At 53.3% G+C, this 23799-nt stretch carries 26 protein-coding genes; 21 read left to right on the top strand and 5 right to left on the bottom strand.

Translation table 11 applies throughout. The features are described 5' to 3' along the window. The first annotated feature begins 10 nt into the window (after positions 1 to 10). From L2Y54_RS20210 to moaA, 10 genes are all read left to right on the top strand, one after another. The gene (locus tag L2Y54_RS20210) at positions 11 to 793 is read left to right on the top strand and encodes a uracil-DNA glycosylase family protein (RefSeq protein ID WP_236498587.1); all 783 of its coding nucleotides are present in this window, start codon (positions 11 to 13) and stop codon (positions 791 to 793) included. A 247-nt stretch (positions 794 to 1040) separates the two neighbouring features. After that, positions 1041 to 2297 carry an MFS transporter gene (locus L2Y54_RS20205; RefSeq protein WP_236498585.1) on the top strand — a complete coding sequence of 419 codons (1257 nt, stop codon included), beginning with the start codon at positions 1041 to 1043 and terminating at the stop codon, positions 2295 to 2297. A 15-nt stretch (positions 2298 to 2312) separates the two neighbouring features. Continuing rightward, positions 2313 to 3920 (top strand): MFS transporter, encoded by a 1608-nt coding sequence (locus L2Y54_RS20200; RefSeq protein WP_236498583.1) that lies wholly within the window; start codon positions 2313 to 2315, stop codon positions 3918 to 3920. Between the two features lie 62 nt (positions 3921 to 3982). Further along, entirely contained in the window at positions 3983 to 4375 is a 393-nt protein-coding gene (locus L2Y54_RS20195; protein ID WP_210217504.1) for a TusE/DsrC/DsvC family sulfur relay protein, read from the top strand. Positions 4376 to 4380: 5 nt separating this feature from the next. Continuing rightward, on the top strand, positions 4381 to 8133 hold the full coding sequence (locus tag L2Y54_RS20190) for a nitrate reductase subunit alpha (RefSeq protein ID WP_236498582.1): 3753 nt from the start codon (positions 4381 to 4383) through the stop codon (positions 8131 to 8133). Further along, a complete protein-coding gene (narH, locus tag L2Y54_RS20185; protein WP_311196209.1) occupies positions 8130 to 9683 on the top strand; it encodes a nitrate reductase subunit beta in 1554 nt (517 codons plus the stop codon). Before L2Y54_RS20190 ends, narH begins: the two co-directional genes overlap by 4 nt. Continuing rightward, entirely contained in the window at positions 9680 to 10363 is a 684-nt protein-coding gene (gene narJ / locus L2Y54_RS20180; protein WP_236498580.1) for a nitrate reductase molybdenum cofactor assembly chaperone, read from the top strand. The genes narH and narJ overlap by 4 nt, the downstream gene beginning before the upstream one ends. Before the next feature lies 1 nt (position 10364). Continuing rightward, positions 10365 to 11042, top strand: a complete 678-nt coding sequence (gene narI / locus L2Y54_RS20175; RefSeq protein ID WP_236498578.1) for a respiratory nitrate reductase subunit gamma — start codon at positions 10365 to 10367, stop codon at positions 11040 to 11042. Positions 11043 to 11045: 3 nt separating this feature from the next. Continuing rightward, the gene (locus L2Y54_RS20170; RefSeq protein WP_236498576.1) at positions 11046 to 11819 is read left to right on the top strand and encodes a peptidylprolyl isomerase; all 774 of its coding nucleotides are present in this window, start codon (positions 11046 to 11048) and stop codon (positions 11817 to 11819) included. Between the two features lie 96 nt (positions 11820 to 11915). After that, entirely contained in the window at positions 11916 to 12902 is a 987-nt protein-coding gene (gene moaA / locus L2Y54_RS20165; protein WP_236498574.1) for a GTP 3',8-cyclase MoaA, read from the top strand. Positions 12903 to 12910: 8 nt separating this feature from the next. On the opposite strand, the gene L2Y54_RS20160 is transcribed toward moaA, so the two are convergent. After that, complete coding sequence (locus L2Y54_RS20160; protein ID WP_236498573.1) at positions 12911 to 13441, bottom strand: Crp/Fnr family transcriptional regulator; 531 nt, start codon at positions 13439 to 13441, stop codon at positions 12911 to 12913. Positions 13442 to 13514: 73 nt separating this feature from the next. On the opposite strand from L2Y54_RS20160, the gene L2Y54_RS20155 reads away from it, so the two are divergent. The 6 genes from L2Y54_RS20155 (at position 13515) to ubiT (ending at position 17395) form a co-directional block, all read left to right on the top strand. Continuing rightward, complete coding sequence (locus L2Y54_RS20155; protein ID WP_236498571.1) at positions 13515 to 13952, top strand: hypothetical protein; 438 nt, start codon at positions 13515 to 13517, stop codon at positions 13950 to 13952. A gap of 19 nt (positions 13953 to 13971) precedes the next feature. Then, positions 13972 to 14709, top strand: coding sequence for a DUF4395 domain-containing protein (locus L2Y54_RS20150; RefSeq protein ID WP_236498570.1), 738 nt, complete (start codon positions 13972 to 13974; stop codon positions 14707 to 14709). A gap of 27 nt (positions 14710 to 14736) precedes the next feature. Further along, entirely contained in the window at positions 14737 to 14889 is a 153-nt protein-coding gene (locus tag L2Y54_RS20145; RefSeq protein ID WP_236498568.1) for a hypothetical protein, read from the top strand. A gap of 90 nt (positions 14890 to 14979) precedes the next feature. Continuing rightward, positions 14980 to 15990, top strand: a complete 1011-nt coding sequence (gene ubiU / locus L2Y54_RS20140) for a ubiquinone anaerobic biosynthesis protein UbiU (RefSeq protein ID WP_236498566.1) — start codon at positions 14980 to 14982, stop codon at positions 15988 to 15990. A 4-nt stretch (positions 15991 to 15994) separates the two neighbouring features. Beyond that, positions 15995 to 16894: a ubiquinone anaerobic biosynthesis protein UbiV gene (ubiV, locus tag L2Y54_RS20135; protein WP_236498565.1), complete on the top strand. Its 900-nt coding sequence runs from the start codon at positions 15995 to 15997 to the stop codon at positions 16892 to 16894. 12 nt (positions 16895 to 16906) lie between these two features. Then, positions 16907 to 17395, top strand: coding sequence for a ubiquinone anaerobic biosynthesis accessory factor UbiT (ubiT, locus tag L2Y54_RS20130; RefSeq protein ID WP_236498563.1), 489 nt, complete (start codon positions 16907 to 16909; stop codon positions 17393 to 17395). Here ubiT and L2Y54_RS20125 read toward each other — a convergent pair. Continuing rightward, positions 17379 to 18431: a 4-phosphoerythronate dehydrogenase gene (locus L2Y54_RS20125; protein ID WP_236498562.1), complete on the bottom strand. Its 1053-nt coding sequence runs from the start codon at positions 18429 to 18431 to the stop codon at positions 17379 to 17381. The genes ubiT and L2Y54_RS20125 overlap by 17 nt on opposite strands. 3 nt (positions 18432 to 18434) lie before the next feature. Further along, the gene (mnmL, locus tag L2Y54_RS20120) at positions 18435 to 19352 is read right to left on the bottom strand and encodes a tRNA modification radical SAM protein MnmL/YtqA (protein WP_236498560.1); all 918 of its coding nucleotides are present in this window, start codon (positions 19350 to 19352) and stop codon (positions 18435 to 18437) included. Between the two features lie 104 nt (positions 19353 to 19456). Here mnmL and L2Y54_RS20115 point away from each other — a divergent pair, with 104 nt between their 5' ends. The 5 genes from L2Y54_RS20115 to L2Y54_RS20095 are packed head-to-tail and all read left to right on the top strand — an operon-like array spanning position 19457 to position 23002. Continuing rightward, positions 19457 to 20362, top strand: coding sequence for a TauD/TfdA family dioxygenase (locus L2Y54_RS20115; RefSeq protein ID WP_236498558.1), 906 nt, complete (start codon positions 19457 to 19459; stop codon positions 20360 to 20362). Beyond that, entirely contained in the window at positions 20359 to 22059 is a 1701-nt protein-coding gene (locus L2Y54_RS20110) for a ribonucleoside triphosphate reductase (RefSeq protein WP_236498557.1), read from the top strand. The genes L2Y54_RS20115 and L2Y54_RS20110 overlap by 4 nt, the downstream gene beginning before the upstream one ends. Then, a complete protein-coding gene (gene nrdD / locus L2Y54_RS20105; RefSeq protein ID WP_236498555.1) occupies positions 22056 to 22241 on the top strand; it encodes an anaerobic ribonucleoside-triphosphate reductase in 186 nt (61 codons plus the stop codon). Before L2Y54_RS20110 ends, nrdD begins: the two co-directional genes overlap by 4 nt. Continuing rightward, positions 22229 to 22822 carry an anaerobic ribonucleoside-triphosphate reductase activating protein gene (locus tag L2Y54_RS20100; RefSeq protein ID WP_236498553.1) on the top strand — a complete coding sequence of 198 codons (594 nt, stop codon included), beginning with the start codon at positions 22229 to 22231 and terminating at the stop codon, positions 22820 to 22822. Before nrdD ends, L2Y54_RS20100 begins: the two co-directional genes overlap by 13 nt. Positions 22823 to 22837: 15 nt before the next feature. Continuing rightward, positions 22838 to 23002, top strand: coding sequence for a hypothetical protein (locus L2Y54_RS20095; RefSeq protein WP_236498552.1), 165 nt, complete (start codon positions 22838 to 22840; stop codon positions 23000 to 23002). A gap of 54 nt (positions 23003 to 23056) precedes the next feature. Here L2Y54_RS20095 and L2Y54_RS20090 read toward each other — a convergent pair whose 3' ends face one another. Continuing rightward, a complete protein-coding gene (locus L2Y54_RS20090) occupies positions 23057 to 23326 on the bottom strand; it encodes a hypothetical protein (protein ID WP_236498550.1) in 270 nt (89 codons plus the stop codon). 75 nt (positions 23327 to 23401) lie between these two features. Continuing rightward, positions 23402 to 23770 (bottom strand): SulP family inorganic anion transporter, encoded by a 369-nt coding sequence (locus L2Y54_RS20085; RefSeq protein WP_236498549.1) that lies wholly within the window; start codon positions 23768 to 23770, stop codon positions 23402 to 23404. Positions 23771 to 23799 lie beyond the last annotated feature (29 nt).

Raw genomic sequence — 23799 nt, 5'->3', positions numbered from 1 at the left:
GAGTAATTTTATGGTGCTAAATGTTGGTACGTTCCCATTCGGAAAGCCAATTCTTTCATTGGTACAAAAAGATCAAACACCTAAGCGCGTGTTTATTTTAGGTGTATATGCAAGTGCGGTACATGCTCGTTGGATAGGGCAAGATGGTCGTCAGAAAATAGGTGCGTTAGCCGTGGCTTCTGAGCCAGAAATATTTTGGAGAGGCAGTACGGCATCAGCGCAGGAGATTATTTCAACTATTCAGCTTCCGCTGGGTGCAGGACGCTTGCTTCCTGCAAGCAAGCATTTGAATGGACCATCTGGCAAAGCCCTTGATGATTGTTTTATTGCCCCGTTGGGTATGTCTCGGAATGATGTGTGGCTATGTGATCTGATTCCGTATAGTTGCATGAACGAAAATCAGGAGGTCGCCTTAAAGCGGGAATACGATCCCCTCATTGATTCGCTAAAGCTTCCTGAATACACTTGGTCTCGTTTGCCTGATACGTTGGTTAGTTGCGGAAGACGATTGGAGATTGAGCAAGAGCTGATTCGTTCCAATGCCGACATTGTTATCACGTTGGGAGATCAGCCGTTAAAATGGTTTACGCAACATTATGGAACAGCGTCTAAATTATCTGCTTATGGAAACACAGAAAAACAGTATGGTCGTTTGTATCCTTTTTCGGTGGCTGGCAAACAGTTGCAACTTCTTCCGCTTGTTCATCCTCGGCAAGCAGCAAAATTAGGGGCGCATTCGACAGGTTGGGCTGATCTACATGCCGTATGGGTTAAGCATTGTCCTGTAAAGTAACCACACTAGCATCAACGTAAGGGGCAGTTCCGTGGGTTAAAGGGTGTACCACCTCTATGCCGCCAACACCAAAATCCAATCTAAGCCTTAATAAAAAATCAAATTAAAACAGTGCTTTAGGAAAATTATCATGTACCACTAAAGTGGTACTTCGCCTCTCTTTTCGCCCATTACCCCCACTGGAATTAGGAATTCATCAGCCTAGAATCACCTTGAAACCACTTACGGTTTTGTTACGAGGTGAGTTATGGCAACACAGCAATACAAGGCATGGTCGGTCGTCATTATGAGTACGCTGGCATTTACCGTGTGCTTTATGATCTGGATGATGTTCGCCGTCATCGGCATTCCCATCAAGGAAACCTTGGGTTTGAACGAAACCCAGTTCGGTATTTTAATCGCAACCCCCGTGTTAACTGGCTCACTTATCCGCTTGCCGCTAGGTATGTGGACAGACAAGTTTGGCGGACGCATTGTGTTCACCGTGCTGATGCTATCGACGGTCATTCCGATTTGGATGATGTCTTATGCCACCGCATTCTGGCATTTTCTGACGATTGGTTTGTTTGTCGGGGTGGCAGGTGGTTCATTCACGGTGGGCATCTCTTATTGCGCCCGTTGGTTTCCCAAACATCAACAAGGTACGGCCATGGGGATTTTTGGGGTGGGCAATACCGGTGCGGCGGTCACTAAATTGGTTGCACCGATTATTGTGGTGGGCTACGGCTGGACGATGGTTCCGAAAGTCTATGCGGTCTTGATGTTGGTGATGGCACTGGTGTTCTGGTTTTTCACTTTTAGTGATCCGAGTCACAAAGTGGCTAAAACCGTGACCATGCGCGAACAGCTTGCCGTGCTCAAAGATCCCAAGGTATGGCGTTACAGCCAATACTATTCCATCGTGTTTGGCGGCTACGTGGCATTGGCACTGTGGATGACCAAATATTACATCGGGGAATACGGTTTCGATCTGAAAACCGCTGCATTCCTGGCGGCAGCCTTCAGCATTCCCGGTGGAATTTTGCGGGCAATGGGTGGGTATTTCTCGGATAAATTCGGCGCACATACCATCACTTGGTGGGTGCTGTGGATTTCGCTGGTGTGCCTGTTCTTCCTGTCTTACCCGCAAACCAGTTTGACTATCCAGACCGTTAACGGCCCCGCCACCTTCGGTATTGGTCTGAATGCCACGGTATTCACCATCATTATGTTCACCCTCGGTATTGTCTTCGCCATCGGTAAAGCTTCCGTTTTCAAATACATCTCAGACGATTACCCCGACAACATTGGGGTGGTGTCCGGCGTGGTGGGCTTGGCAGGCGGTTTGGGTGGTTTTTTTATGCCGATCATGTTCGGCGCATTGCTTGATCTCACCGGCATCCGCTCTTCCGCCTTCATGCTGATGTTCGGAATCGTGTGGGTGTCGCTGATGTGGATGTATTTCACCGAAGTGCGCCCGGTTCATGCTGATTTACACGAAAAATCCCTCACCACAAACCCTTAATACGAGGAATTCCTAATGACTAACATTAAAAACTGGGACGTGGAAGACACCACGTTTTGGGAAAGCACCGGCAAGAAGATTGCCAACCGCAATTTATGGATTTCGATCCCCAGCCTGTTGATGGGATTCGCCATCTGGTTGATGTGGGGAATTATTACCGTACAGATGTCCAATTTGGGCTTTCCGTTTAAAACCGAAGAATTGTTTACGTTGACCGCTATTGCCGGTTTGTCGGGTGCAACGTTGCGGATCCCGGCTTCGTTTTTCATCCGTATTGCGGGTGGGCGTAACACCATTTTCCTGACCACGGCATTGCTGATGATTCCGGCATTGGGTACAGGGCTTGCCTTGCAGGATAAGGATACGCCGTTGCTGACCTTCCAGATTCTGGCGTTACTGTCGGGCATTGGTGGCGGTAACTTTGCTTGCTCGATGTCCAATATCAGCACGTTTTTCCCGAAGCGTTTGCAGGGTACGGCACTGGGCTTGAATGCAGGTTTGGGTAACTTTGGTGTGACCACCATGCAAATCCTTATTCCCTTGGTGATGACAATGGGCGTGTTTGGTGTGTTGGGTGGTGATTCTTTACCACTGGCGAAAGATTCTGGCTGGATTCTGGGCAAGATCACTGCCGGAACCCAAACTTGGATTCAAAACGCGGGCTTGGTGTGGCTGGTGTTCCTGATTCCACTGGCGTTTTTCGGCTTTTTGGGGATGAATAATCTGCTGCCGATTTCCCCTAATGCCGGTGGCACGTTGATGGCATTCCTTAAAATCCTTTGGTTGTATGGCTTGGCTTTATCGACAGCCGCCTTCGGTTTGTACCTTTATCTGCCTGCACCAAGCGGTTTAGGGTTGTTGAATATGTGGATTGCATTGCCATTGACCATCATCCTGACGCTTGGCGTGATGAAGATGGCTGCTTTTGGTGAGATGAAAACCAATATCAATAATCAGTTTGCGATCTTTAAAAATAAGCACACTTGGTCAATGACCATTCTCTATATCGTCACTTTCGGTTCATTCATTGGCTTTTCAATGGCATTGCCACTCTCCATCAATGTCATTTTCGGGAATACCCATGTGTTTGATGCGACCACGCAAGCGTGGGTACACGCGAAAAACCCTAACGCAATCCCAGTGTTCGCTTACGCATGGATTGGCCCTTTCGTGGGGGCGTTGATTCGTCCACTCGGTGGCTGGATTTCTGACAAGGTGGGCGGCTCTATTGTGACGCAAGTCATTTCAGTGGTGATGGTCGCAGCTTCTGCTTACGCGGGTTACATCATGATGCAGGCTTACCAGTCCGCTACCCCAGAAATCTACTTCAACCAGTTTTTGATCACGTTTGTGGTGTTGTTTGCTGCTACCGGCATTGGTAACGGCTCTACCTTCCGTACCGTTGGGGTCATCTTTGACCGCCTGCAAGCCGGGCCGGTATTGGGCTGGACTTCAGCAGTAGCCGCTTACGGTTCGTTCATTGCGCCGGTGGTGATTGGCGACCAGATCAAAGCGGGATCACCAGAAAACGCGATGTATGGCTTTGCGATTTTCTACGCGCTGTGCCTGATTTTGAACTGGTGGTTTTATCTGCGTAGTGGCAGTGAGATCAAGAACCCTTAAAGAACCCCCTCACCCCAACCCCTCTCCCTCAGGGGGAGAGGGGCTAAGACAAGGAGCTAGACATGGCAATTCAACAGTATGACGACAATCTGCAAACCAACCCTTACGCGATTTATACCTTGGCGTTGGAAGTGGATGGCAAGCAAATCCTCACCGATCAGGAAGGCTACATCCAAAACATGGATGACTGGAGCGAAGGTTTCGTGGAAGCCCTCGCCGAACGTGAAGGCTTGGTGCTGACCGACGAGCATTGGGAAATCATTGAGTTCCTGCGTAACTACCATCAGGAACACGGGGTGCAAGCCCCCGTGCGCGACATGCTCAAGCACTTCAAACAAGCGTGGGGTGAAGAGTTCGCCACCAACCATTACCTGCACGAAATTTTCCCTAAAGGCGGCCCGCAGAAGCAGGGCAATCGCTTGGCGGGTATCCGTAGAACCAAAGGGGAGCATTGATTGCCATGAGCCACTTTATTGACCGACTGAATTTTTTCAAACGCACCCAAACACCGTTTTCCAACGGGCATGGTGCGACGACCGAAGAGAGCCGCGACTGGGAAGACGGCTACCGCAAACGCTGGCAGCACGACAAGGTGGTACGTTCCACCCACGGCGTAAATTGCACGGGTTCGTGTAGCTGGAAAATCTACGTGAAAAACGGCTTGGTGACGTGGGAAACCCAGCAAACCGACTACCCGCGTACCCGCCCGGATTTGCCGAATCATGAGCCGCGTGGTTGCCCGCGTGGCGCAAGCTATTCCTGGTATATGTACAGTGCGAACCGCCTCAAATACCCCTTGATGCGCCGCCAGTTAATGGAATTGTGGCGTTCTGCCAAAGCGAAAAACCCTGATCCGGTCACGGCGTGGGAATCTATCGTTGAAAATCCAACCATGGCGAAATCCTACAAAACTCGGCGTGGTTTGGGTGGTTTCGTGCGTTCCAACTGGGATGAAGTGAATGAGCTGATTGCAGCTTCCAATGTCTACACCGCCAAGCAATACGGCCCGGATCGTGTGATTGGCTTCTCACCGATTCCGGCGATGTCGATGGTGTCGTATGCTGCTGGCAGCCGTTACCTGTCCTTGATTGGCGGGACGTGCATGAGTTTCTACGACTGGTACTGCGATTTGCCGCCTGCCTCGCCGATGATGTGGGGTGAGCAAACCGACGTACCCGAATCCGCCGACTGGTACAACAGCAGTTATATCATTGCGTGGGGTTCTAACGTTCCGCAAACCCGTACCCCCGACGCGCATTTCTTTACCGAAGTGCGTTACAAAGGCACAAAAACCGTCGCAATTACGCCGGACTACGCGGAAGTTGCCAAACACGCCGACCAATGGCTGAACCCGAAGCAGGGCACGGATGCGGCGTTGGCAATGGCATTCGGACACGTCATTCTGAAAGAATTCCACGTTGACAAGCCCAGCGAATATTTCACCGATTACGTGCGCCGTTACACCGACTGGCCGAATCTGGTGTTGCTGGAAAAGCGTGCCGATGGCAGCTATCAGGCGGGACGTTTTGCGCGTGCCAGCGACTTCGTTGCTGGTTTGGGCGAAGAGAAAAACCCGGACTGGAAAACCGTGGCGATTGACGATGCCACGGGTGAAATCATTTCCCCGAATGGTTCCATCGGCTATCGCTGGGATGGCAGCAGTCAGTGGAATCTGCAACAAAAAGATGCCAAAACCCACGCAGAGGTCACGCTGTCATTGTCATTGGTGGAACGTCACGATGAAGTGGTGGATGTTGCCCTGCCGTATTTCGGTGGCGTGCCTTCCGATTACTTCAAGGGCAATGTGCTGAAAGATGTCCTCACCTACAAACTGCCTGCCCGCAAAGTGACTCTAGCAGATGGCAGCGAAGGCAGGTTGGTGTCGGTGTATGACCTGAACATGGTCAACTACGGTATCAGCCGTGGCTTGGGTGAAGATGACAGTGCCAAAGGTTTCGACGATGCCAATGCACCGTACACCCCGGCATGGCAGGAAACGATTACGGGCGTACCGCGTGACAAAGTGATCCGCATTGCGCGGGAATTCGCCGATACTGCCGACAAGACCAAGGGTAAGTCGATGATTATCGTCGGCGCGGGCATGAACCATTGGTATCACATGGACATGAACTACCGTGGTTTGATCAATATGCTCGCCATGTGCGGCTGTGTCGGGCAATCCGGCGGCGGCTGGGCGCATTATGTCGGGCAGGAAAAGCTGCGTCCGCAAACGGGCTGGTTGCCGCTGGCGTTCGCACTGGACTGGAGTCGTCCGCCGCGTCAAATGAATTCCACCTCGTTTTTCTACAACCATTCCAGCCAATGGCGTTATGAAAAGCTCGAAATCAAGGAAATCCTCTCCCCGCTGGCGAACCTTGAACGCCATTCGGGCAATCTGATCGACTACAACGTGCGTTCCGAGCGCATGGGCTGGTTGCCTTCCGCACCCCAGCTCAATACCAACCCGTTACGCATTGCCAAGGCAGCCAAAGACGCTGGCATGAGTCCGGCGGATTACACCGTTGCCAGCCTCAAATCCGGCAAGATCGCGTTTGCGGCGGAAGACCCCGATAACGCGCAAAACTTCCCGCGTAACCTGTTCGTGTGGCGTTCCAATTTGCTGGGTTCTTCGGGCAAAGGGCATGAATACTTGCTCAAGTATTTGCTGGGCACAAAGCATGGTGTGCAAGGCAAAGACCTCGGTGAAATGGGCGGGGTGAAACCGCAAGAAGTGAAGTGGCATCAAGACGCGCCCGAAGGCAAACTCGATTTGCTGGTGACGCTCGATTTCCGTATGTCCACCACCTGCTTGTATTCCGACATCGTGCTACCGACCGCGACGTGGTACGAAAAGGATGACCTCAATACTTCTGACATGCACCCCTTCATTCACCCGCTGACCGCCGCCGTTGACCCATCATGGGAAGCGCGGAGCGACTGGGAAATTTACAAAGGCATTGCCAAGGAATTCTCACGGGTGTGCGTTGGGCATTTGGGCGTGGAAACCGACTTGGTGACACTGCCATTGTTGCACGATGCGCCCGCCGAACTCGGTCAGGCGGTCGGCGTGAAAGACTGGAAAAAAGGCCAATGCGACCTGATTCCGGGCAAAACCGCCCCAGCCATGATTGCGGTCGAACGCAACTATCCTGAAACCTATGACCGCTTCACCTCGATTGGTCCGTTGATGGAAAAGCTCGGTAACGGTGGCAAAGGCATCGGCTGGAATACCGAAACCGAAGTCGCGTTCCTTGGCAAACTCAATCACCAACACACCAGCGGCACAAACGAAGGTCGCCCCTGCCTGAACAGCGCAATTGATGCGGCGGAAATGATCCTAACGCTTGCCCCCGAAACCAACGGGCAAGTGGCGGTGAAAGCGTGGGCAGCCTTGTCGAAAATTACCGGCATTGACCATACCCACCTTGCCTTGAACAAGGAAGACGAGAAAATCCGCTTCCGCGACATCGTGGCGCAACCGCGCAAAATCATTTCCAGCCCTACGTGGTCGGGTTTGGAAGATGAGCATGTGTCGTACAACGCGGGTTATACCAACGTTCACGAGTTGATTCCGTGGCGTACCTTGACAGGGCGGCAGCAGTTCTACCTCGACCATGACTGGATGCGTGATTTCGGCGAAAGCATGTTGGTGTATCGCCCGCCGATCAACACCAAAACCATCAAGCCGATGCTCAACCAAAAGTCCAACGGCAACCCGGAACTGGCGTTGAACTGGATTACCCCGCACCAAAAATGGGGCATCCATTCCACCTACACCGACAACTTGCTGATGCTTACGCTGTCACGCGGCGGGCCGATTGTGTGGATGAGTGAGGACGATGCCAAAAAGCTGGGCATTGTCGATAACGACTGGATCGACCTGTTCAACGCCAACGGTGCAATCGCAGCGCGGGCAGTGGTCAGCCAGCGCGTCATGCCGGGATTGGTGCTGATGTACCACGCGCAAGAACGCATTGTGAACGTACCCGGTTCGGTGATTACTGGCGAGCGCGGCGGTATCCACAACTCCGTCACCCGCGTTTGCCCGAAACCGACCCACATGATCGGCGGTTATGCGCAACAGGCTTACGGCTTCAACTACTACGGCACGGTCGGCTCTAACCGCGATGAATTCGTCATTGTGCGTAAGATGACCAACGTCGATTGGCTGGACGGCGAAGGCAATGACACCATTCAGGAGGCAGTAAAATGAAAATCCGTTCCCAAGTCGGCATGGTGCTGAATTTAGACAAGTGCATCGGCTGCCATACCTGCTCGATTACTTGCAAAAACGTTTGGACTTCACGCGAAGGCATGGAGTACGCATGGTTCAATAACGTCGAAACCAAGCCCGGTATTGGTTATCCCAAAGAGTGGGAGAATCAGGAAAAGTGGAAAGGCGGCTGGTTGCGTCGTGCCGATGGCAAGATTGAGCCGCGCATCGGCGGTAAATTCCGCTTGCTGGCGAATATCTTTGCCAACCCTGACTTACCCGCGATTGACGACTATTACGAACCCTTCGATTTCGATTACCAACACTTGCACAACGCACCGGATAGCAAGCATCAGCCCGTAGCCCGTCCGCGCTCACTGATTTCTGGGCAGCGTATGGACAAGATCGAATGGGGACCAAACTGGGAAGAAATCCTCGGCACAGAATTTTCCAAACGCCGCAAGGATAAAAACTTCGACCAGATTCAGGCGGACATTTATGGTGAATTTGAAAACACCTTTATGTTTACCCTGCCGCGTTTGTGCGAACACTGTTTGAATCCGGCATGTGTGGCCTCTTGCCCCAGCGGTGCAATTTACAAGCGTGACGAAGACGGCATTGTGTTGATCGACCAAGACAAATGCCGTGGCTGGCGCATGTGCGTGAGTGGTTGCCCTTACAAGAAGATTTACTACAACTGGAAATCCGGCAAATCCGAGAAGTGCATTTTCTGTTACCCACGCATTGAAGCAGGGATGCCGACGGTGTGTTCCGAAACCTGCGTGGGGCGTATCCGTTACCTTGGCGTGTTGTTGTATGACGCGGATCAGATTGAAGCTGTTGCCAGCACCCCGAACGAGAAGGATTTGTATCAGAAACAACTTGAGGTATTCCTCGACCCGTTTGACCCGAAAGTGATTGAGCAGGCGAAGAAAGACGGCATTCCTGACAATGTGCTGAAAGCCGCGCAAGAATCCCCCGTGTGGAAGCTGGCGATGGATTGGAAGCTGGCACTGCCGTTGCACCCTGAATACCGTACCTTGCCAATGGTGTGGTATGTGCCGCCACTCTCCCCAATCCAATCAGCGGCGGATGCGGGCAAGATCGGCTACGACGGCGTATTGCCGGACGTGGACAGCTTGCGGATTCCGGTACGTTATTTGGCAAATCTGCTGACAGCGGGCGATGAAGAGCCGGTGAAATTGGCACTCAAACGCTTGATGGCCATGCGCCAATACAAACGGGCGGAAACCGTGGAAGGCATCCACGATACCCGTGCATTGGAACAAGTCGGTTTGTCGGAGGCGCAAGCCAAGGAAATGTACCGTTACCTCGCGATTGCTAATTACGAAGACCGTTACGTGATTCCCACCAGTCACCGCGAACTGGCACGCGAAGCCTTCCCAGAACGCGGCGGCTGCGGTTTCAGCTTCGGCGACGGTTGCGGCACTAGCACGGGTACGAACCAAACCAACCTGTTCGGCGGGCGCAAGCAAACCGTGACAATGGTGCAGAAAATCGACTTCGTGAAGCAGGAGGTCAAGCCATGATTAAGATTTTTGCCGTACTGGCACGCTTAATGGATTACCCCACGGCGGAACTGATCGAAGCGCGGAGTGCCTTGATTGACGTGGTGCGCGAAGAAACCCGTTTGCCGGTGAACTTGCGCGATTCCCTGACCGCTTTTATCCAGCAACTGGGTACGGGCGATTTGCTGGATGCGCAGGAAGACTACGTGGCGCTGTTTGATCGCGGGCGTTCGCTGTCCTTGTTGCTGTTTGAACACGTTCACGGTGAATCGCGGGATCGTGGGCAGGCAATGGTGGATTTGCTCCAGCAATACCGCGATGCGGGGCTGGAGTTGAGTGTCAAGGAATTGCCGGATTACATCCCGTTGTATCTGGAATACCTCGCCACCCGCAGCGAAGCGGAAGCGGCGCAAGGACTGGGTGATGTTCACCCGATTCTCGCGCTGTTATCGGCACGCTTGCAGGAGCGCGGCAGCAATTACCACCTGTTGTTTGATGCGTTGCTGGCGATGATTGGCATCCAGCCGAACATGGGGGAATTGCGCGGTAAAGTGGCAACTGAACCCCGCGACGATACCGCCGCTGCGATGGATAAGGTCTGGGAAGAGGAAATGGTCGCTTTTGTGGAAGACAAAGGCGCGTCGTGCCGACCCACCCAATCCACCAACCAAACCCACACGCTGCATTTTCGGGAGAACTGATATGTCTTACTTTGATTCACTTTTCTTTGGGCTGTACCCGTATGTAGCGGGGGCGGTGTTTCTGATCGGTAGTTGGTTACGTTATGACCAAGCGCAATACACCTGGCGGGCAGGTTCCAGCCAGATGTTGAGCGGTACGGGAATGCGTAAAGCCAGCAATTTGTTCCATGTGGGCATTCTGGTGATTTTCTTTGGGCATTTGGTCGGCTTGCTGACCCCGCATTGGTTGTATGAACCGTTTATGTCGGCTGGAACCAAGCAAGTCATGGCGATTATTGTCGGCGGCATTGCGGGAGCGGCTTGCTGGTATGGTGCATTGTTGCTGTTTTTGCGCCGTAAAAATGACCCACGGGTACGTGCCACGGGGACAACGATGGATCTGGCGGTGATTGCAATTTTGCTGGTACAAGTGACGCTGGGTTTGCTGACGATTTTGCCGACCTTGGGGCATTTGGATGGCAGCAATATGCTGAAACTGGCGGAATGGGCGCAATCCATTGTGTTCTTTAAAGGCGGTGCGGCGGCGCATCTGGCGGATGTGGGCTTTATCTTTAAGCTGCATATTTTCCTCGGTCTGACCATTTTCCTGTTGTTCCCGTTTACGCGCTTGGTGCATATCTGGAGCGTGCCGGTGCAATACGTGACCCGTCAGTATCAGATCGTGCGGGCGCGGGGGTGATGTATGGAAGTTGGGACGTATACCCCCGTGCGCGTTGGTGCGCAAGTGCTGACTGAAGAGGCGATTGCGGCGGAGTTGCAATACCACTCGGCAGCACAATTGGATGAAGCATGGCAAGCAGCGGCAACCAGCTTGGTGGTGAAAACCTTGCTGGAACAACGCGCTGCACAACTGGGTATCGAAGCCGCTAGTGAAGAAGAACGCACCGCCCTGTTGTTGGAAAGGGATATGCAAGTACCCGATCCAACAGAGGCGCAGTGTCTTCACTATTTTCAGAGCAATCGGCAACGCTTTCAAACGCCGGTATTGCTGGCAGTGAGTCATATCTTGCTGCCCGCCGCACCGGATGATGTGCAGCAACGTGACCAACAGCGCATTCTTGCGACCCAGTTGTTACGGCAGTTGCAAACTGACCCGGATAGCTTTACGCCATTAGCCCAGCAGTATTCTGCCTGCCCATCATCGGGGCAAGGTGGCAGTTTGGGGCAATTGTCGAAAGGGCAAACGGTGGAAGAATTCGAGCGGCAAGTATGGCGCTTGCCGGTCGGACTTGCCGAACAGCCAGTGGAAACGCGCTTTGGTTTTCATCTGGTGCGGGTGGATCAGCGCGTGGAAGGCGAGCCGTTGGACTATGAACACGTTGCAACGCGCATCCGCCAGTATTTGCATGAACAGGCAACGCGCACAGCGTTAAGCCAGTACTTGCAATTGCTGAGTCATGAAATCGGGGTGGACGGTATCCCGTTTGCAACAGCCGGTTCGCCGTTGGTGCAGTAAGTTTTTCAGACCCTCCGAAACCGGTCGGAAGTAAGCCACTGACCGGGGGTACGGGCGGTAGCAATATCGCCCGTTTTTTTCTTCATGAGGTGGTGTATGGGTAATGGATTGATTGACCCGTTTGGGCGTGAAATTAGCTACTTGCGGGTATCGGTGACGGATCGCTGTGACCTGCGGTGTTTTTACTGTATGCCCGAACACTTCACCGATTATACCGTGCCGGATCATTGGCTGAGTTTCGAGGAAATTGAGCGGGTCACGGCAGCGTTTGCCGCCTTGGGTGTGAGTCGGTTGCGCTTGACGGGGGGCGAACCGTTGGTGCGCAAGGGCTTGCCCGAACTGGCAACGCGGCTGGCAGCATTACCCGGCATTACCGATTTATCCTTAAGTACCAATGCCAATCGTCTCGCACATGACGCAGTGGCACTCAAGCAGTCAGGCGTTTCCCGTCTCAATGTCAGTCTCGATAGCCTGCAACCCAAACGTTTCCAACTGATTACCAAAGGCAAGTTGGATAAAGTCATGGCAGGCTTGATGGCAGCCAAAGCCGCCGGATTTACCCCCATCAAAATCAATATGGTGGTGATGCAGGGCATTAACGACGACGAAGTGCTGGATATGGTGGAATTCTGTCTGGAACACCGCTTTACCCTGCGTTTTATCGAAACCATGCCGATGGGCGAAACGGGGCGCAATGCCCGCGATTCGTATTACCTGAGCCTGCAAACGGTTAAGGCACGGCTGGCGGAACACTACAATTTGTTGCCGTCGATTATGGAAGGCGGTGGCCCGGCACAGTATTACACCATCGGCGCTACGGGGTTGAAGATTGGGTTTATTACGCCGATTTCGCAGCATTTTTGTGCGACCTGTAACCGTGTGCGGCTGGGTGTGGATGGCACGTTGTACTTGTGTTTGGGGCAGGAACACAGCGTGGGATTGCGTCCATTCCTGCGAGAGGGCATCACTGATGAAGCCTTACAACGGGTTATCCGCAAAGCATTGTGGTTGAAGCCACAGGAACATCACTTCAACCAAACGCAAACACAGGTATTGCGGTTTATGTCGATGACGGGGGGGTAAAAACGCCATTAGCGTTTGGCAATTTCGCGGTATAACGCCTCTGGGCTAATGCTTAACTGTTCAGCCAAGGCTTTCCATTCGCCTTTGGGCGGGAGTTTGCCGCCGTGCCAATTCAGCCAGCCATCCAAACGCGCCGCCACGGTTTTCAGGGAGAGCCATTCACTACGTAACCGCGCTTGTTGTACCTCCCGTGCCAGATACGCAGCCCACTGTTGTGCAAAGTCAGCGTCACTTTGCAAGCGGGCAAATACCACGGCTTTGGGTAATACATGGAGATAAGCGGCTTTTTCAGCAACGGCATGGCAATGGTAACAGGGCACGTACAACGAAGCTTCGGCTAATACTTGCCCTGCTGTTGCGCGTTGCAGGGTAAGACTGCCGCCGTCGGGTTGATGGCGAATTAAGCGGACTTCACCCGCTAACACCACAAACAACGCCTCCACGCTGTCACCTTGATGGAACAGGAATGCACCAGCGGCAAGTTGGCGTTGCTTGCTATCGGGCAATGTTTGTAATTGGGTAATGAGTGATTCAGACATGACAGCTATCATGTCATTAGTCAGGCAGACGTGGCAATATTGCGAAATCACAATTTCAACGAGTCGCCGCACCATGAAACCTTATTCCGCTTACCTACTGGCTGGGCTATTGTGCCTGAGCAGTGCCTTACCCACGTTTGCCGCTGACACTACCGTAGCAGACCCGCGTACCAGCTTGGGCATGACCCCGGAAGAACGCACCGAATTCCTCAGCGAAATGCGTAAAATGCTCGGTAGCATCCAAGGTATCCTGCAAGGCATTAGCACAGAAGACCGTAAGCTGATTGCCGAATTCGCCACCCAATCCGGCAATCGCATGGCACGCGCCACCCCCGACACCTTACGCAGCCGCTTGCCGCAAGCCTTCAAAGACATCGGCGGTCCTACCCATATGCTGTTTGAAGAGCTGGTGATTCGTGCTGAAACCGACGACATGGAAGATTTGCTCAAGCACACCACTACAATCATGAACCAGTGCATGAGCTGTCACGCACAATTCCGTGCCGATTAAATCAACAAGGATAAACACCATGAGTAAACTCTTGCGTTTCGGCGACACTATCTCAGGCTACGAAGTCCCCGTCCTCAATGAGCGCGAAATACGGGCAGCGGCAGGCATCCTGTTTTTCTTCGCCATTATCACCTTCATGAATGCATTTTTGATGGGTAACTTCTACCCGACACAGGTGTTTATCGTCGCGTTTTTGGTGGATTTCACGATACGGCTGTTTATCAATCCGCAGTTTGCCCCCAGCATGATTCTGGGACGTTTCGCGGTGCGCAATCAGACCCCCGAATACGTCGGCGCACCTCAGAAACGTTTTGCGTGGATTATCGGGTTTGCCTTGGCACTGCTGATGTTTTACCTGATGGTGCTCAATCGGGTGGTCGGGCCGATTAATATGCTGGTGTGTTCTGCCTGCATGATGTTGATGTTTTTTGAAGCGGCTTTTGGGATTTGCTTGGGCTGCAAGGTTTACAACCTGTTCTTCCGCGAAAAGGCTAAACTCTGCCCCGGTGATGCGTGCGAAGCCAATACGCGCCACGACATTCAAAAAGTTGGCATGGCACAAGTTGCCAGCCTTGTGGTATTTCTGGGCTTAATCGGCGTGGTGGGGCAACAGCTTCACAGCGCAACACCCGCTGCCATGACGCATCATAAAGCCGCCGCTAGTGATGGAGCGGCTAACGATGAATGCACGCCACCCGATTTCGCAGTGAAAATGGGGCACGCCGAAATGTGGAAACTGCACCACAATTGCAAATAAATTAACCGAAACCGTTAGGACTACACCATGTTAAGAAAACTCTCATCAGGATTCATCGGCTTGCTGCTATTAGCCGCGCCACTTGCCCACGCCTTTGAACCTACTACCCAAAAAGTCACCGACAACGTGTACGCCATCATCGGCGAACTCGACCAATGTTTGTTACTGGAGGCATTGTGAGGTAGATAACTGGCAACGTTGACATAGGTCAAGGTGGCAACCGACCAACTGGCGTATCTAGGAGCGTCATCCTTGTAATAAGTATTGCCCATGCCCAAACCACTACTCGAACTCATTTGCCCCGCTGGCAGCTTGCCTGCTCTCAAGTCGGCGATAGACCACGGCGCAGACGGTGTTTACCTTGGTCTGAAAGACAATACCAACGCCCGCAATTTCAGCGGGCTGAATTTTGATGCCAAAGCACTGGCGGAAGGTATCCGCTACGCCCACGCCCGAAACCGCAAAGTCCTGATGGCGCTCAACACTTTTCCTCAGCCTGCCACGCTCAAGCGTTGGCAACAGGCGGTAGATACCGCCGCCAGCGCAGGTTTGGATGCGATTATTCTTGCCGACCCCGGTTTGATGGCCTATGCGCAAAAGCACCACCCGCAGTTACGCCTGCACCTTTCCGTGCAAGGCTCGGCAACCAATTACGAAGCCATCAATTTTTACCACGAACATTTCGGTATCCAACGTGCCGTCGTGCCGCGTGTGCTGTCTTTGCAGCAAGTGGAAAATGTGGTGCGCCATACTCCGGTGGAAATCGAACTGTTCGGTTTCGGCGGCTTGTGCGTAATGGTGGAAGGGCGGTGTTTGTTATCGTCTTATGCATGCGGTGATTCGCCCAATACCTTTGGGGCGTGTTCCCCCGGTCATGCTGTGCGCTGGCAACAAACCCCGAAAGGCATGGAAACCCGCCTCAACGGGGTGCTGATTGACCGTTACGCTGACCACGAAAAAGCAGGCTACCCAACGCTGTGTAAAGGTCGCTTTGAAGTACAAGGCGAAACCTATTACGCGCTGGAAGAGCCGACTAGCTTGAATACATTGGAAATGTTGCCCGATATGCACCGCCTTGGCATTGCCGCCATCAAAATCGAAGGTCGCCAGCGTAGCCCCGCCTACGTTGCCCAAGTGACGCAAGTGTGGCGTGCCGCGATTGATGCGGTGAAGCGCAACCCGCAAGGCTTCAAAGCACAACCTGCTTGGTTGGCACAACTCGACAAAGTATCCGAGGGCAGTATGCACACCCTCGGTGCTTATTATCGCCCGTGGAAATAACCGTATGACATCCGCTATCAAACTCACGCTCGGTTCTTTGCTGTATTATTGGCCGCGTCAGACGGTGTTGTCTTTCTACCAACAGGTAGAAAATTGGGCGGTGGACACGGTGTATTTGGGCGAAACTGTGTGCTCCCGCCGCCACGAATTGCGCCTTGATGATTGGTTGGGGATTGCGGAACGGCTGAACAGTGCGGGCAAGGAAGTGGTGCTTGCTACCCAGACCTTGATCGAATCCGAATCCGACCTCAAGGCATTGCGTAAGATCGTGGATAATGGCCCTTTTCGCGTGGAAGCCAACGAATTTGGAGCAGTACGCCTGCTGTTTGAAGAAGGAATGCCGTTTGTGGCAGGTTCTGCCTTAAACGTTTACAACCCCGACACCTTGGCATTGCTGGCAAGTTGGGGGGCGGTGCGTTGGATACCGCCGGTGGAAATGTCATGCACCATGCTGGCTGCCATGCCCGTTCCGGCTGCGATGGAAACGGAAGTGTTTGCCTATGGGCGTTTACCGCTGGCTTTTTCTTCACGCTGCTTTACCGCCCGCCATTACAACTTGCAGAAAGATGCTTGCCAATTCCGTTGCATCGACCACCCGGACGGTTTGACCATGAATACCCGCGAAGGTGAAGGTTTCCTCACCATCAATGGTACGCAAACCCAATCGGGCAAAGTGCATTCACTCGTCCACCATTTGGGCGAATTGGTGGGAACACCCGTTACCGCCTTGCGCCTGTCACCGCAGCGACAGGGTATGGCAGAGGTGGTAGCAACCTTCCGTGCCGCGCTGGATGGTGAGTTACCCGCTGCGCAAGCCGCAACACAGTTGGCAACGTATTTGCCTGCCCCCGCTTGCGATGGGTATTGGTTGGGAACGGCGGGTTTAAATCCCGTCACTGTTTAAAGGAAAATACTGATGACACTAACACCTCCCGCAATACTGGCAAAGTTGCTGACGCGCTTGCCTGCTTACCCCGCTTCGCTGGCTTTCGTCAGTGCTTTCAACCTGACGGTGTGGAAAAGCTTGCAAGAGCTGGAGTGGGATGCGCTGCACGGGCGGCGTTTTTGCGTCCATATCCGTGACCTTGGTATCAGGCTTGGGTTTGCGGTGGGGCGTTCTGGCTTGCAGGCACACGCGGCGGAAGAGGCGGATGTGACATTTACTGCCACGCTGATGGATTTCATCCGTTTAGCGATGCGGCTGGAAGACCCGGATACGCTGTTTTTCAACCGCCGCTTGCTGATTGAGGGCGATACCGATCTGGGCTTGCGCACCAAGAATATGCTGGATGGGGTGGAGTTTGACACCTTGCTGGCAAGTTTCCCCGGTGTCGTGGGCAAAATGATAAACCGGGTACGGGAGCGGGCATTGCAGCAAGCAGAAACCTTTACACCAGCCCACTAAACTCGCGCCGTACTGGGTAGGTTTTGCGTAACTGGTCGAAGTATTGTGCCGCATCCAACCCTTTATCATGCAGTAATACCGTCATGCGTCGGTCATCTTCACGAATATTGTAAGCATGGAGGATGTCGCGGCGTTTATCTTCTGTGTCTGTATTGGGTAATGCTTCGGTCGGGGGCAACGGCGACTGCCAACGCGGTTGCACCTGTAAAAACTCACAGCAGGCACGATACACCATCTCCGTGCCGCGCACTTTTCCATCAAGGCTGTAACCCGCAATGTGCGGTGTACCCAGCAAGGTATGTTGGAGCATGGTCAGGTTGATGGCGGGTTCGTTTTCCCATGTATCCAGCACCACATCCAGATCAGTGCGGCTTCGCAAACGAGCCAGTAATGCGTTTTCCTCCACCACACCACCGCGTGCGGCATTCAGCAGGAGTGTTCCGGGGCGCAAGCGGTTAATCCGTTCCGCATCCAGCAGCCGTAAGGTCGGGTGTTCGCCATCGCGGGTAAACGGGACGTGCAGTGTGACAATATCGCAGGCGAGAGCTGCTTCCAGTGAATGCAAACTATTGTGCCCTTGCGCTTGTAGGGGTGGGTCATTCGCCACACAACGCAGCCCTTGGGCTTCACACAATTGCCTTACCCGTGAGCCGACATTGCCATGCCCGATAATGCCAATGCTGCGCCCCTGCAAGGGTTTATCCCGCAGCAATGACCAGTGGCTGATGGCAGCCAGCACGTATTCCGCCGCCGATACCGCATTACAACCGGGCGCACGCGCAAAACCAATGCCCTGTTCACGCAGGTAATCGAGGTCAATGTGGTCAAAACCCGCCGTGGCGGTGGCAACGAAACGCACGGGTGTGCCTGCCAACAGTGATGCATTCACTTTGGTGACGGAACGCACCACCAATATATCCGTGTCCTGCAAATCGGCATTGCACAGGGAACGCCCCGCCAGTAGCCGCGTTTGCCCCAGCGTATCGAAGGCTTCAGCAGCGTAAGGAATGTTTTCATCAAGGGTAATCGTCAGCACGGTTTAAGCTCCCAATTGTTCGGCAATCTTGTTCAGTACCAGCCACTTTTTGCCGCACCATTGCGGCGCAAGGAGGATGTCGGGTGAGGCGGTAGCAGTCACACGGTGAAAAGTAACATCCGCTGGTGTTTTACGGATCAGGGTGACGGCAAGTTCCACGTATTCATCCAGTGTCAGCGGTTGGTATTCATTGCGCCGCCATTCATTTGCCAGTTGCGTGCCTTTGACGACGTGGAGCGGGTGCAATTTCAGCCCTTCCACGCCCAAATCCAGCACCCGTTGCAGCGTTACGCGGCTGTGAGAAGCACATTCACCGGGTAATCCCGCAATCAAGTGGGTACATACAGGCAACTGGCGAGCATGGACGCGTTGCACTGCATCCGCATAAGCGGCGAAACCATGCCCCCTGTTGACCCGGCGTAAGGTTCGATCGAAGCTGGATTGCAGCCCCAGTTCCAGCCATACCTCATAGCCTTGGTCGCGGTAACTGGCGAGTAAATCCAGCACAGCATTGGGGACACAATCCGGGCGCGTGCCAATACTCAAACCGATGACATCCGGTTCTGCGAGTGCTTGGTCATAAAGCGGTTTCAGCACTTCCAGCGTGGCATAGGTGTTGGTGTATGCCTGAAAATAGGCGAGGAATTTTTTCGCCCCGGTACGTTTTGCCAATACCGCCCGCCCTGCGGCAATTTGCTCAGCGATGCTCGGCGGTTGCCTGCCCTGTGGGTTGAAAGAGGCATTATTGCAAAAGGTGCAGCCGCCGCGCCCGATACTGCCATCACGGTTGGGGCAGGTGAAGCTGGCATTGAGGGCGAGTTTATGTACCCGCTCACCGTGGCGGCGCAGCAGGTATTGCCCGAAAGTGTTGAGGTGTTTGGCAAGGTTCATGGAGTAAAGATTAGACAGAAGTCTGATCATACAAACCTTGACTTAAGTCAAGGTGGCTGTACTTTTATCTACATATAGTAAAAAAACTTAATTTAAACACTACATGTAGTATTCACAACGAGGTATCACTTACGATGTATAGCCCTTTCCTACCCGATAATGACACGCTTTACCAACGCTGGCGTGAGCAAAAACTGCAACACTATCCGGTGTGTTTGGATGACCTGATTGTGGAAGTCAATGATCCACGTAAGCTGACAACAGCAGAACATCAGGCGATGCTGACCCGTTGCCGCAAGGCCAATATGGTGATTTACGTAGGCAACACCGGGGATGACCCCGACCGCACCATCCCACATCGCATGGCGCAGCAATTTGGCTTGCAGCATCTCGACCACAATTGGTTGGCGGATAATGATGGGCTGACATCTTTGACCGTTGCTGCTGTGAATAGTGGGGCACGCGAACATTACATCCCCTACAGCAACCGCCTGATCCAGTGGCATACCGACGGCTATTACAATCTGCCGGAACAACAAATCCACGGACTGCTGCTGCATTGTGTGCAAAGTGCGCCAGAGGGCGGCGAAAATCGTCTGCTGGATCACGAAATTGCCTACCTGCGCCTGCGTGACCAAAACCCAGACTACATCCGCGCCCTGATGCAGCCGGATGTGATGACCATCCCCGCCCGCACCGATGGTGACATCGTGGCACGTGCGAAAAATGTCGGGCCGGTATTTTCGGTTGACGCGGTGACAGGGGATTTGCATATGCGCTACACCATCCGGGGTAGGAATGTGGTATGGAAGGATGACCCGCTGACCCGCGAAGCACTGGCAGCCCTTGGCGACTGGCTGGAAGGTGACTCGACCTACATTTTCCGGGGCAAGCTCGAACCGGGCATGGGTTTGGTCAGCAATAATGTGCTGCACGACCGCAGCGGCTTTACGGACACGCAAGACCGTCGCCGCCTGCTATACCGCGCCCGTTACATGGACAGGCTGGCAGGTACGGGGGTAAGGGAGTGGCTGGCATGAGCTGCGTGGCGGTTGCCGACACCATCGACAGCTATTTGCAACAGCGTGATTGGCGGGTAAATGCCAACGCCAATCAGGGCTATTCCGTGGGTGGGCTGATCCTGAACACGGCGGGGAAAATGATTGCCAACTACTGGCTCGACCATGTGTACCCGCCGGATATTGGGCAGGCGCACCGTGAGGGCGACGTGCATATCCACGACCTCGATATGCTAGGTGGTTATTGCGCGGGCTGGTCATTGCGTACCCTGCTACATGAAGGCTTCAATGGCGTGCCGGGGCGTACCGATGCCAAAGCACCCAAGCATCTGGACAGCGCCTTGTGGCAGGCGGTGAATTTCCTCGGCACATTGCAAAACGAATGGGCGGGCGCACAGGCGTTCAGTTCCTTCGATACCTACCTCGCGCCCTACATCCGCAAGGATGCGCTGGACTATGGCTATGTGCGGCAACTGATGCAGTCGTTCATTTTCAACCTGAATTTCCCTTCGCGCTGGGGGTCGCAAACCCCGTTCACAAATTTGACCTTCGACTGGACGTGCCCGGATGACCTGAAACCGCAGATTCCGGTAATTGCGGGGGAAGAAATGCCCTTCAGCTACGGCGACTGCCAAGCGGAAATGGGCATGATCAACCGTGCTTTCCTCGAAATCATGGAAGAAGGCGATGCGTGTGGGCGGGTGTTTACCTTCCCGATCCCCACCTACAACATTACCCGCGATTTTCCGTGGGATGCCCCTGACACCGATTTGCTGTTTCGGGTCACGGCGAAATACGGTTTGCCGTACTTCCAGAATTTCCTGAAATCAGGGTTAGAACCGGGCATGGTGCGCTCGATGTGTTGCCGCCTGCAACTGGATTTAAGCCAACTGGAACGGCGTGGTAATGGTTTGTTTGGCTCGGCGGAACAGACGGGTTCGCTGGGGGTATTCACGATCAATTGCGCCCGACTTGGCTATGTGTATCGGGGTGACAGGACAGGGCTGTTTGCGCGGTTGGATACCTTGCTGGAATTGGGGCGTGATAGTCTGGAAATCAAACGCAAGGTCATCCAGCAACACATGGATCAGGGGCTTTACCCCTACACCCAACGTTATCTGGGGACTTTGCGTAACCATTTTTCCACCATCGGCGTGAACGGGGTGAACGAGATGATCCGCAATTTCAGCGCGGATACCGCCCACATCGGCGAAGCAGGCGGACAAATACTGGCAGTACGTTTGTTGCGCCACATCCGGCGGCGTTTGCGTGAGTTTCAGGCGGAAACTGGGCATATGTACAATCTGGAGGCTACTCCGGCGGAAGGCACGACCTACCGTTTTGCCAAGGAAGACCGCAAACGCTTCCCCGATATTTTGCAGGCGGGAACAGCAGAACGCCCGTATTACACCAATTCCACCCAGTTGCCCGTCGGCTACACCGATGACCCGTTTGTGGCACTGAGCCTGCAAGATGGGCTGCAAACCCTGTACAACGGCGGCACGGTGCTGCACCTGTATATGCAGGAACGCATTTCCAGTGTGGCAGCCTGCAAGCAATTGGTGCGTCGCAGTCTGGAATGTTTCCGCCTGCCGTACATCACGGTGACACCCACCTTCTCCATCTGCCCCAAACACGGTTATCTCGCAGGGGAACACGAGTTCTGCCCGCGCTGTGACGATGAATTATTACGCCAAAAACAGGAGGAATTTGTATGAAACAGCAAACAATCAAACTGGAAGACAACGAACGCCAGCGTTGCGAAGTGTGGACGCGGGTGATGGGCTACCACCGCCCAGTCAGTTCCTTCAATCCCGGCAAGCAAAGCGAACATGCTGAACGCATCCCCTTTGTGGAAGCATCCCCACTGTTGGCAGGAAAACGTCCGTGTTACAGCTAGGCGGGATGGTTCCGCTGACCAGCATCGACTTTCCGGGGCATTTGGCAGCCGTATTGTTTTGTCAGGGCTGCCCGTGGCATTGCAGCTACTGCCATAATCCGCACCTATTACGTACCGATGTGCCCAGTACGCTGGAATGGGCAGAAGTGATGCGTTTTTTGCGGGAAAGGGTCGGATTTCTGGACGGGGTGGTGTTCAGCGGCGGCGAACCCTTGTTACAGCCACGTCTGCCGGAAGCAATGCAGGTGGTGAAAGCATTGGGATTCAAGATTGCTTTGCACACAGCGGGGATCATGCCTGCACGCTTGGCGAAAGTGTTGCCTTATGTGGATTGGGTGGGGCTGGACATCAAAGCCCCGTTCCATGCCTACAAAAAAGTGACGGGACTGGCGGGTAGTGGTTTCAAGGCGGAGGAAAGCTTAGACTTACTGCTGGCTGCCAAGCATGTTGATTATGAAATCAGAACAACCGTTGACCCAAGCTTATTGATGACGGAGGATATTAAACAATTGACAACATTACTGGCAAAACGCGGGGTCAAGCGGCATGTATTGCAGACTTGCCGGAAACCCATACCATAAATCGAATAGGTAACGATGAACCAACAAGACCATTGGGATAATGTCTATCAGACCAAAGATTCGGCTAGTGTCAGTTGGTACGCGCCTAGCCTTGAAACCTCGCTGCAATTGATTCAGCAACTTGCACCCAACCTCGATACAGCCATTCACCCAAACGACTGCCCGATCTGGATGGGATGATCAGATTCGGGTTTTTCTACACCCTCGTGAGTCGTTTGATTGCTAGTGGCATGATTAACTCACACCACCACTATCCCGTTTTAATGTATCGATGTAACGGCGCACAATCTGGGCTGCCGCCATCTTTTCATGATTCAAATAAATGACAAAATGTACTGCGCCGTGTAATGCGGGGAGTGTGTTTTTGAAACGGTAAATAAGTGCTACAAATAACGCATATGCCGTTAATGAAATGAGCAGCATTTGAATACGTGCCATATTCCAGAACGTATCTGGTGATACGGTACTGGGATTTATTTCATAGGTAAAGCTGAAAAATTTCATGAAAATGGTCAAACCGACCCCAGCCAGTAAACCTTCAACCAGATAAATGGGTACAGCAACCAGTAAATATTTTTGTCAGTTATATTTCCAGATAATGGCTTGAATAATGGCGGTCAGAAAAATGCAGAATGCCATGTTTTGCACGCCAAAGGAGGCAACGCCCAATGCCAGAACAGGTGCAAGCCCCGCAGCAATACCGGGGCTGCCGATATAATTGCCTGGGCGAAACCAGGCGAACAGCCAACCCACAAGGCTGGCGAAAACGACGGTGGCTAGTCCTACCTTGATCGGGTAATTCGATATCATGGCGATGCCAACAGACAGGGGAATGGCGACAATACCCGTTACCATACCGGCGGCGATGTCCCGGCTAACGTAGCGGGCTTGAAAAGCGGCGGAATCCGGTTGAGACTTCGTGCTACTGGCGGAGGGTGGCACAGGCATTGTAGCTAACATCCTAACAAATGATAGCG

This window comes from Thiothrix winogradskyi, from assembly GCF_021650935.1.
In the GTDB taxonomy this organism is placed as follows: Bacteria; Pseudomonadota; Gammaproteobacteria; order Thiotrichales; family Thiotrichaceae; genus Thiothrix; species Thiothrix winogradskyi.
The sequence above is the reverse complement of the archived record's forward strand: the minus strand, read 5'-3'. Positions and strand labels throughout refer to the sequence as shown.

What these genes read in the sequence shown, in the direction of transcription:
- L2Y54_RS20210 (WP_236498587.1), top strand. Translation starts at nt 11, where the DNA reads ATGGTGCTAAATGTTGGTACGTTCCCATTCGGAAAGCCAATTCTTTCA.
- L2Y54_RS20205 (WP_236498585.1), top strand. Translation starts at nt 1,041, where the DNA reads ATGGCAACACAGCAATACAAGGCATGGTCGGTCGTCATTATGAGTACG.
- L2Y54_RS20200 (WP_236498583.1), top strand. Translation starts at nt 2,313, where the DNA reads ATGACTAACATTAAAAACTGGGACGTGGAAGACACCACGTTTTGGGAA.
- L2Y54_RS20195 (WP_210217504.1), top strand. Translation starts at nt 3,983, where the DNA reads ATGGCAATTCAACAGTATGACGACAATCTGCAAACCAACCCTTACGCG.
- L2Y54_RS20190 (WP_236498582.1), top strand. Translation starts at nt 4,381, where the DNA reads ATGAGCCACTTTATTGACCGACTGAATTTTTTCAAACGCACCCAAACA.
- narH (WP_311196209.1), top strand. Translation starts at nt 8,130, where the DNA reads ATGAAAATCCGTTCCCAAGTCGGCATGGTGCTGAATTTAGACAAGTGC.
- narJ (WP_236498580.1), top strand. Translation starts at nt 9,680, where the DNA reads ATGATTAAGATTTTTGCCGTACTGGCACGCTTAATGGATTACCCCACG.
- narI (WP_236498578.1), top strand. Translation starts at nt 10,365, where the DNA reads ATGTCTTACTTTGATTCACTTTTCTTTGGGCTGTACCCGTATGTAGCG.
- L2Y54_RS20170 (WP_236498576.1), top strand. Translation starts at nt 11,046, where the DNA reads ATGGAAGTTGGGACGTATACCCCCGTGCGCGTTGGTGCGCAAGTGCTG.
- moaA (WP_236498574.1), top strand. Translation starts at nt 11,916, where the DNA reads ATGGGTAATGGATTGATTGACCCGTTTGGGCGTGAAATTAGCTACTTG.
- L2Y54_RS20160 (WP_236498573.1), bottom strand. Translation starts at nt 13,441, where the DNA reads ATGTCTGAATCACTCATTACCCAATTACAAACATTGCCCGATAGCAAG.
- L2Y54_RS20155 (WP_236498571.1), top strand. Translation starts at nt 13,515, where the DNA reads ATGAAACCTTATTCCGCTTACCTACTGGCTGGGCTATTGTGCCTGAGC.
- L2Y54_RS20150 (WP_236498570.1), top strand. Translation starts at nt 13,972, where the DNA reads ATGAGTAAACTCTTGCGTTTCGGCGACACTATCTCAGGCTACGAAGTC.
- L2Y54_RS20145 (WP_236498568.1), top strand. Translation starts at nt 14,737, where the DNA reads ATGTTAAGAAAACTCTCATCAGGATTCATCGGCTTGCTGCTATTAGCC.
- ubiU (WP_236498566.1), top strand. Translation starts at nt 14,980, where the DNA reads ATGCCCAAACCACTACTCGAACTCATTTGCCCCGCTGGCAGCTTGCCT.
- ubiV (WP_236498565.1), top strand. Translation starts at nt 15,995, where the DNA reads ATGACATCCGCTATCAAACTCACGCTCGGTTCTTTGCTGTATTATTGG.
- ubiT (WP_236498563.1), top strand. Translation starts at nt 16,907, where the DNA reads ATGACACTAACACCTCCCGCAATACTGGCAAAGTTGCTGACGCGCTTG.
- mnmL (WP_236498560.1), bottom strand. Translation starts at nt 19,352, where the DNA reads ATGATCAGACTTCTGTCTAATCTTTACTCCATGAACCTTGCCAAACAC.
- L2Y54_RS20115 (WP_236498558.1), top strand. Translation starts at nt 19,457, where the DNA reads ATGTATAGCCCTTTCCTACCCGATAATGACACGCTTTACCAACGCTGG.
- L2Y54_RS20110 (WP_236498557.1), top strand. Translation starts at nt 20,359, where the DNA reads ATGAGCTGCGTGGCGGTTGCCGACACCATCGACAGCTATTTGCAACAG.
- nrdD (WP_236498555.1), top strand. Translation starts at nt 22,056, where the DNA reads ATGAAACAGCAAACAATCAAACTGGAAGACAACGAACGCCAGCGTTGC.
- L2Y54_RS20095 (WP_236498552.1), top strand. Translation starts at nt 22,838, where the DNA reads ATGAACCAACAAGACCATTGGGATAATGTCTATCAGACCAAAGATTCG.
- L2Y54_RS20090 (WP_236498550.1), bottom strand. Translation starts at nt 23,326, where the DNA reads ATGAAATTTTTCAGCTTTACCTATGAAATAAATCCCAGTACCGTATCA.
- L2Y54_RS20085 (WP_236498549.1), bottom strand. Translation starts at nt 23,770, where the DNA reads ATGCCTGTGCCACCCTCCGCCAGTAGCACGAAGTCTCAACCGGATTCC.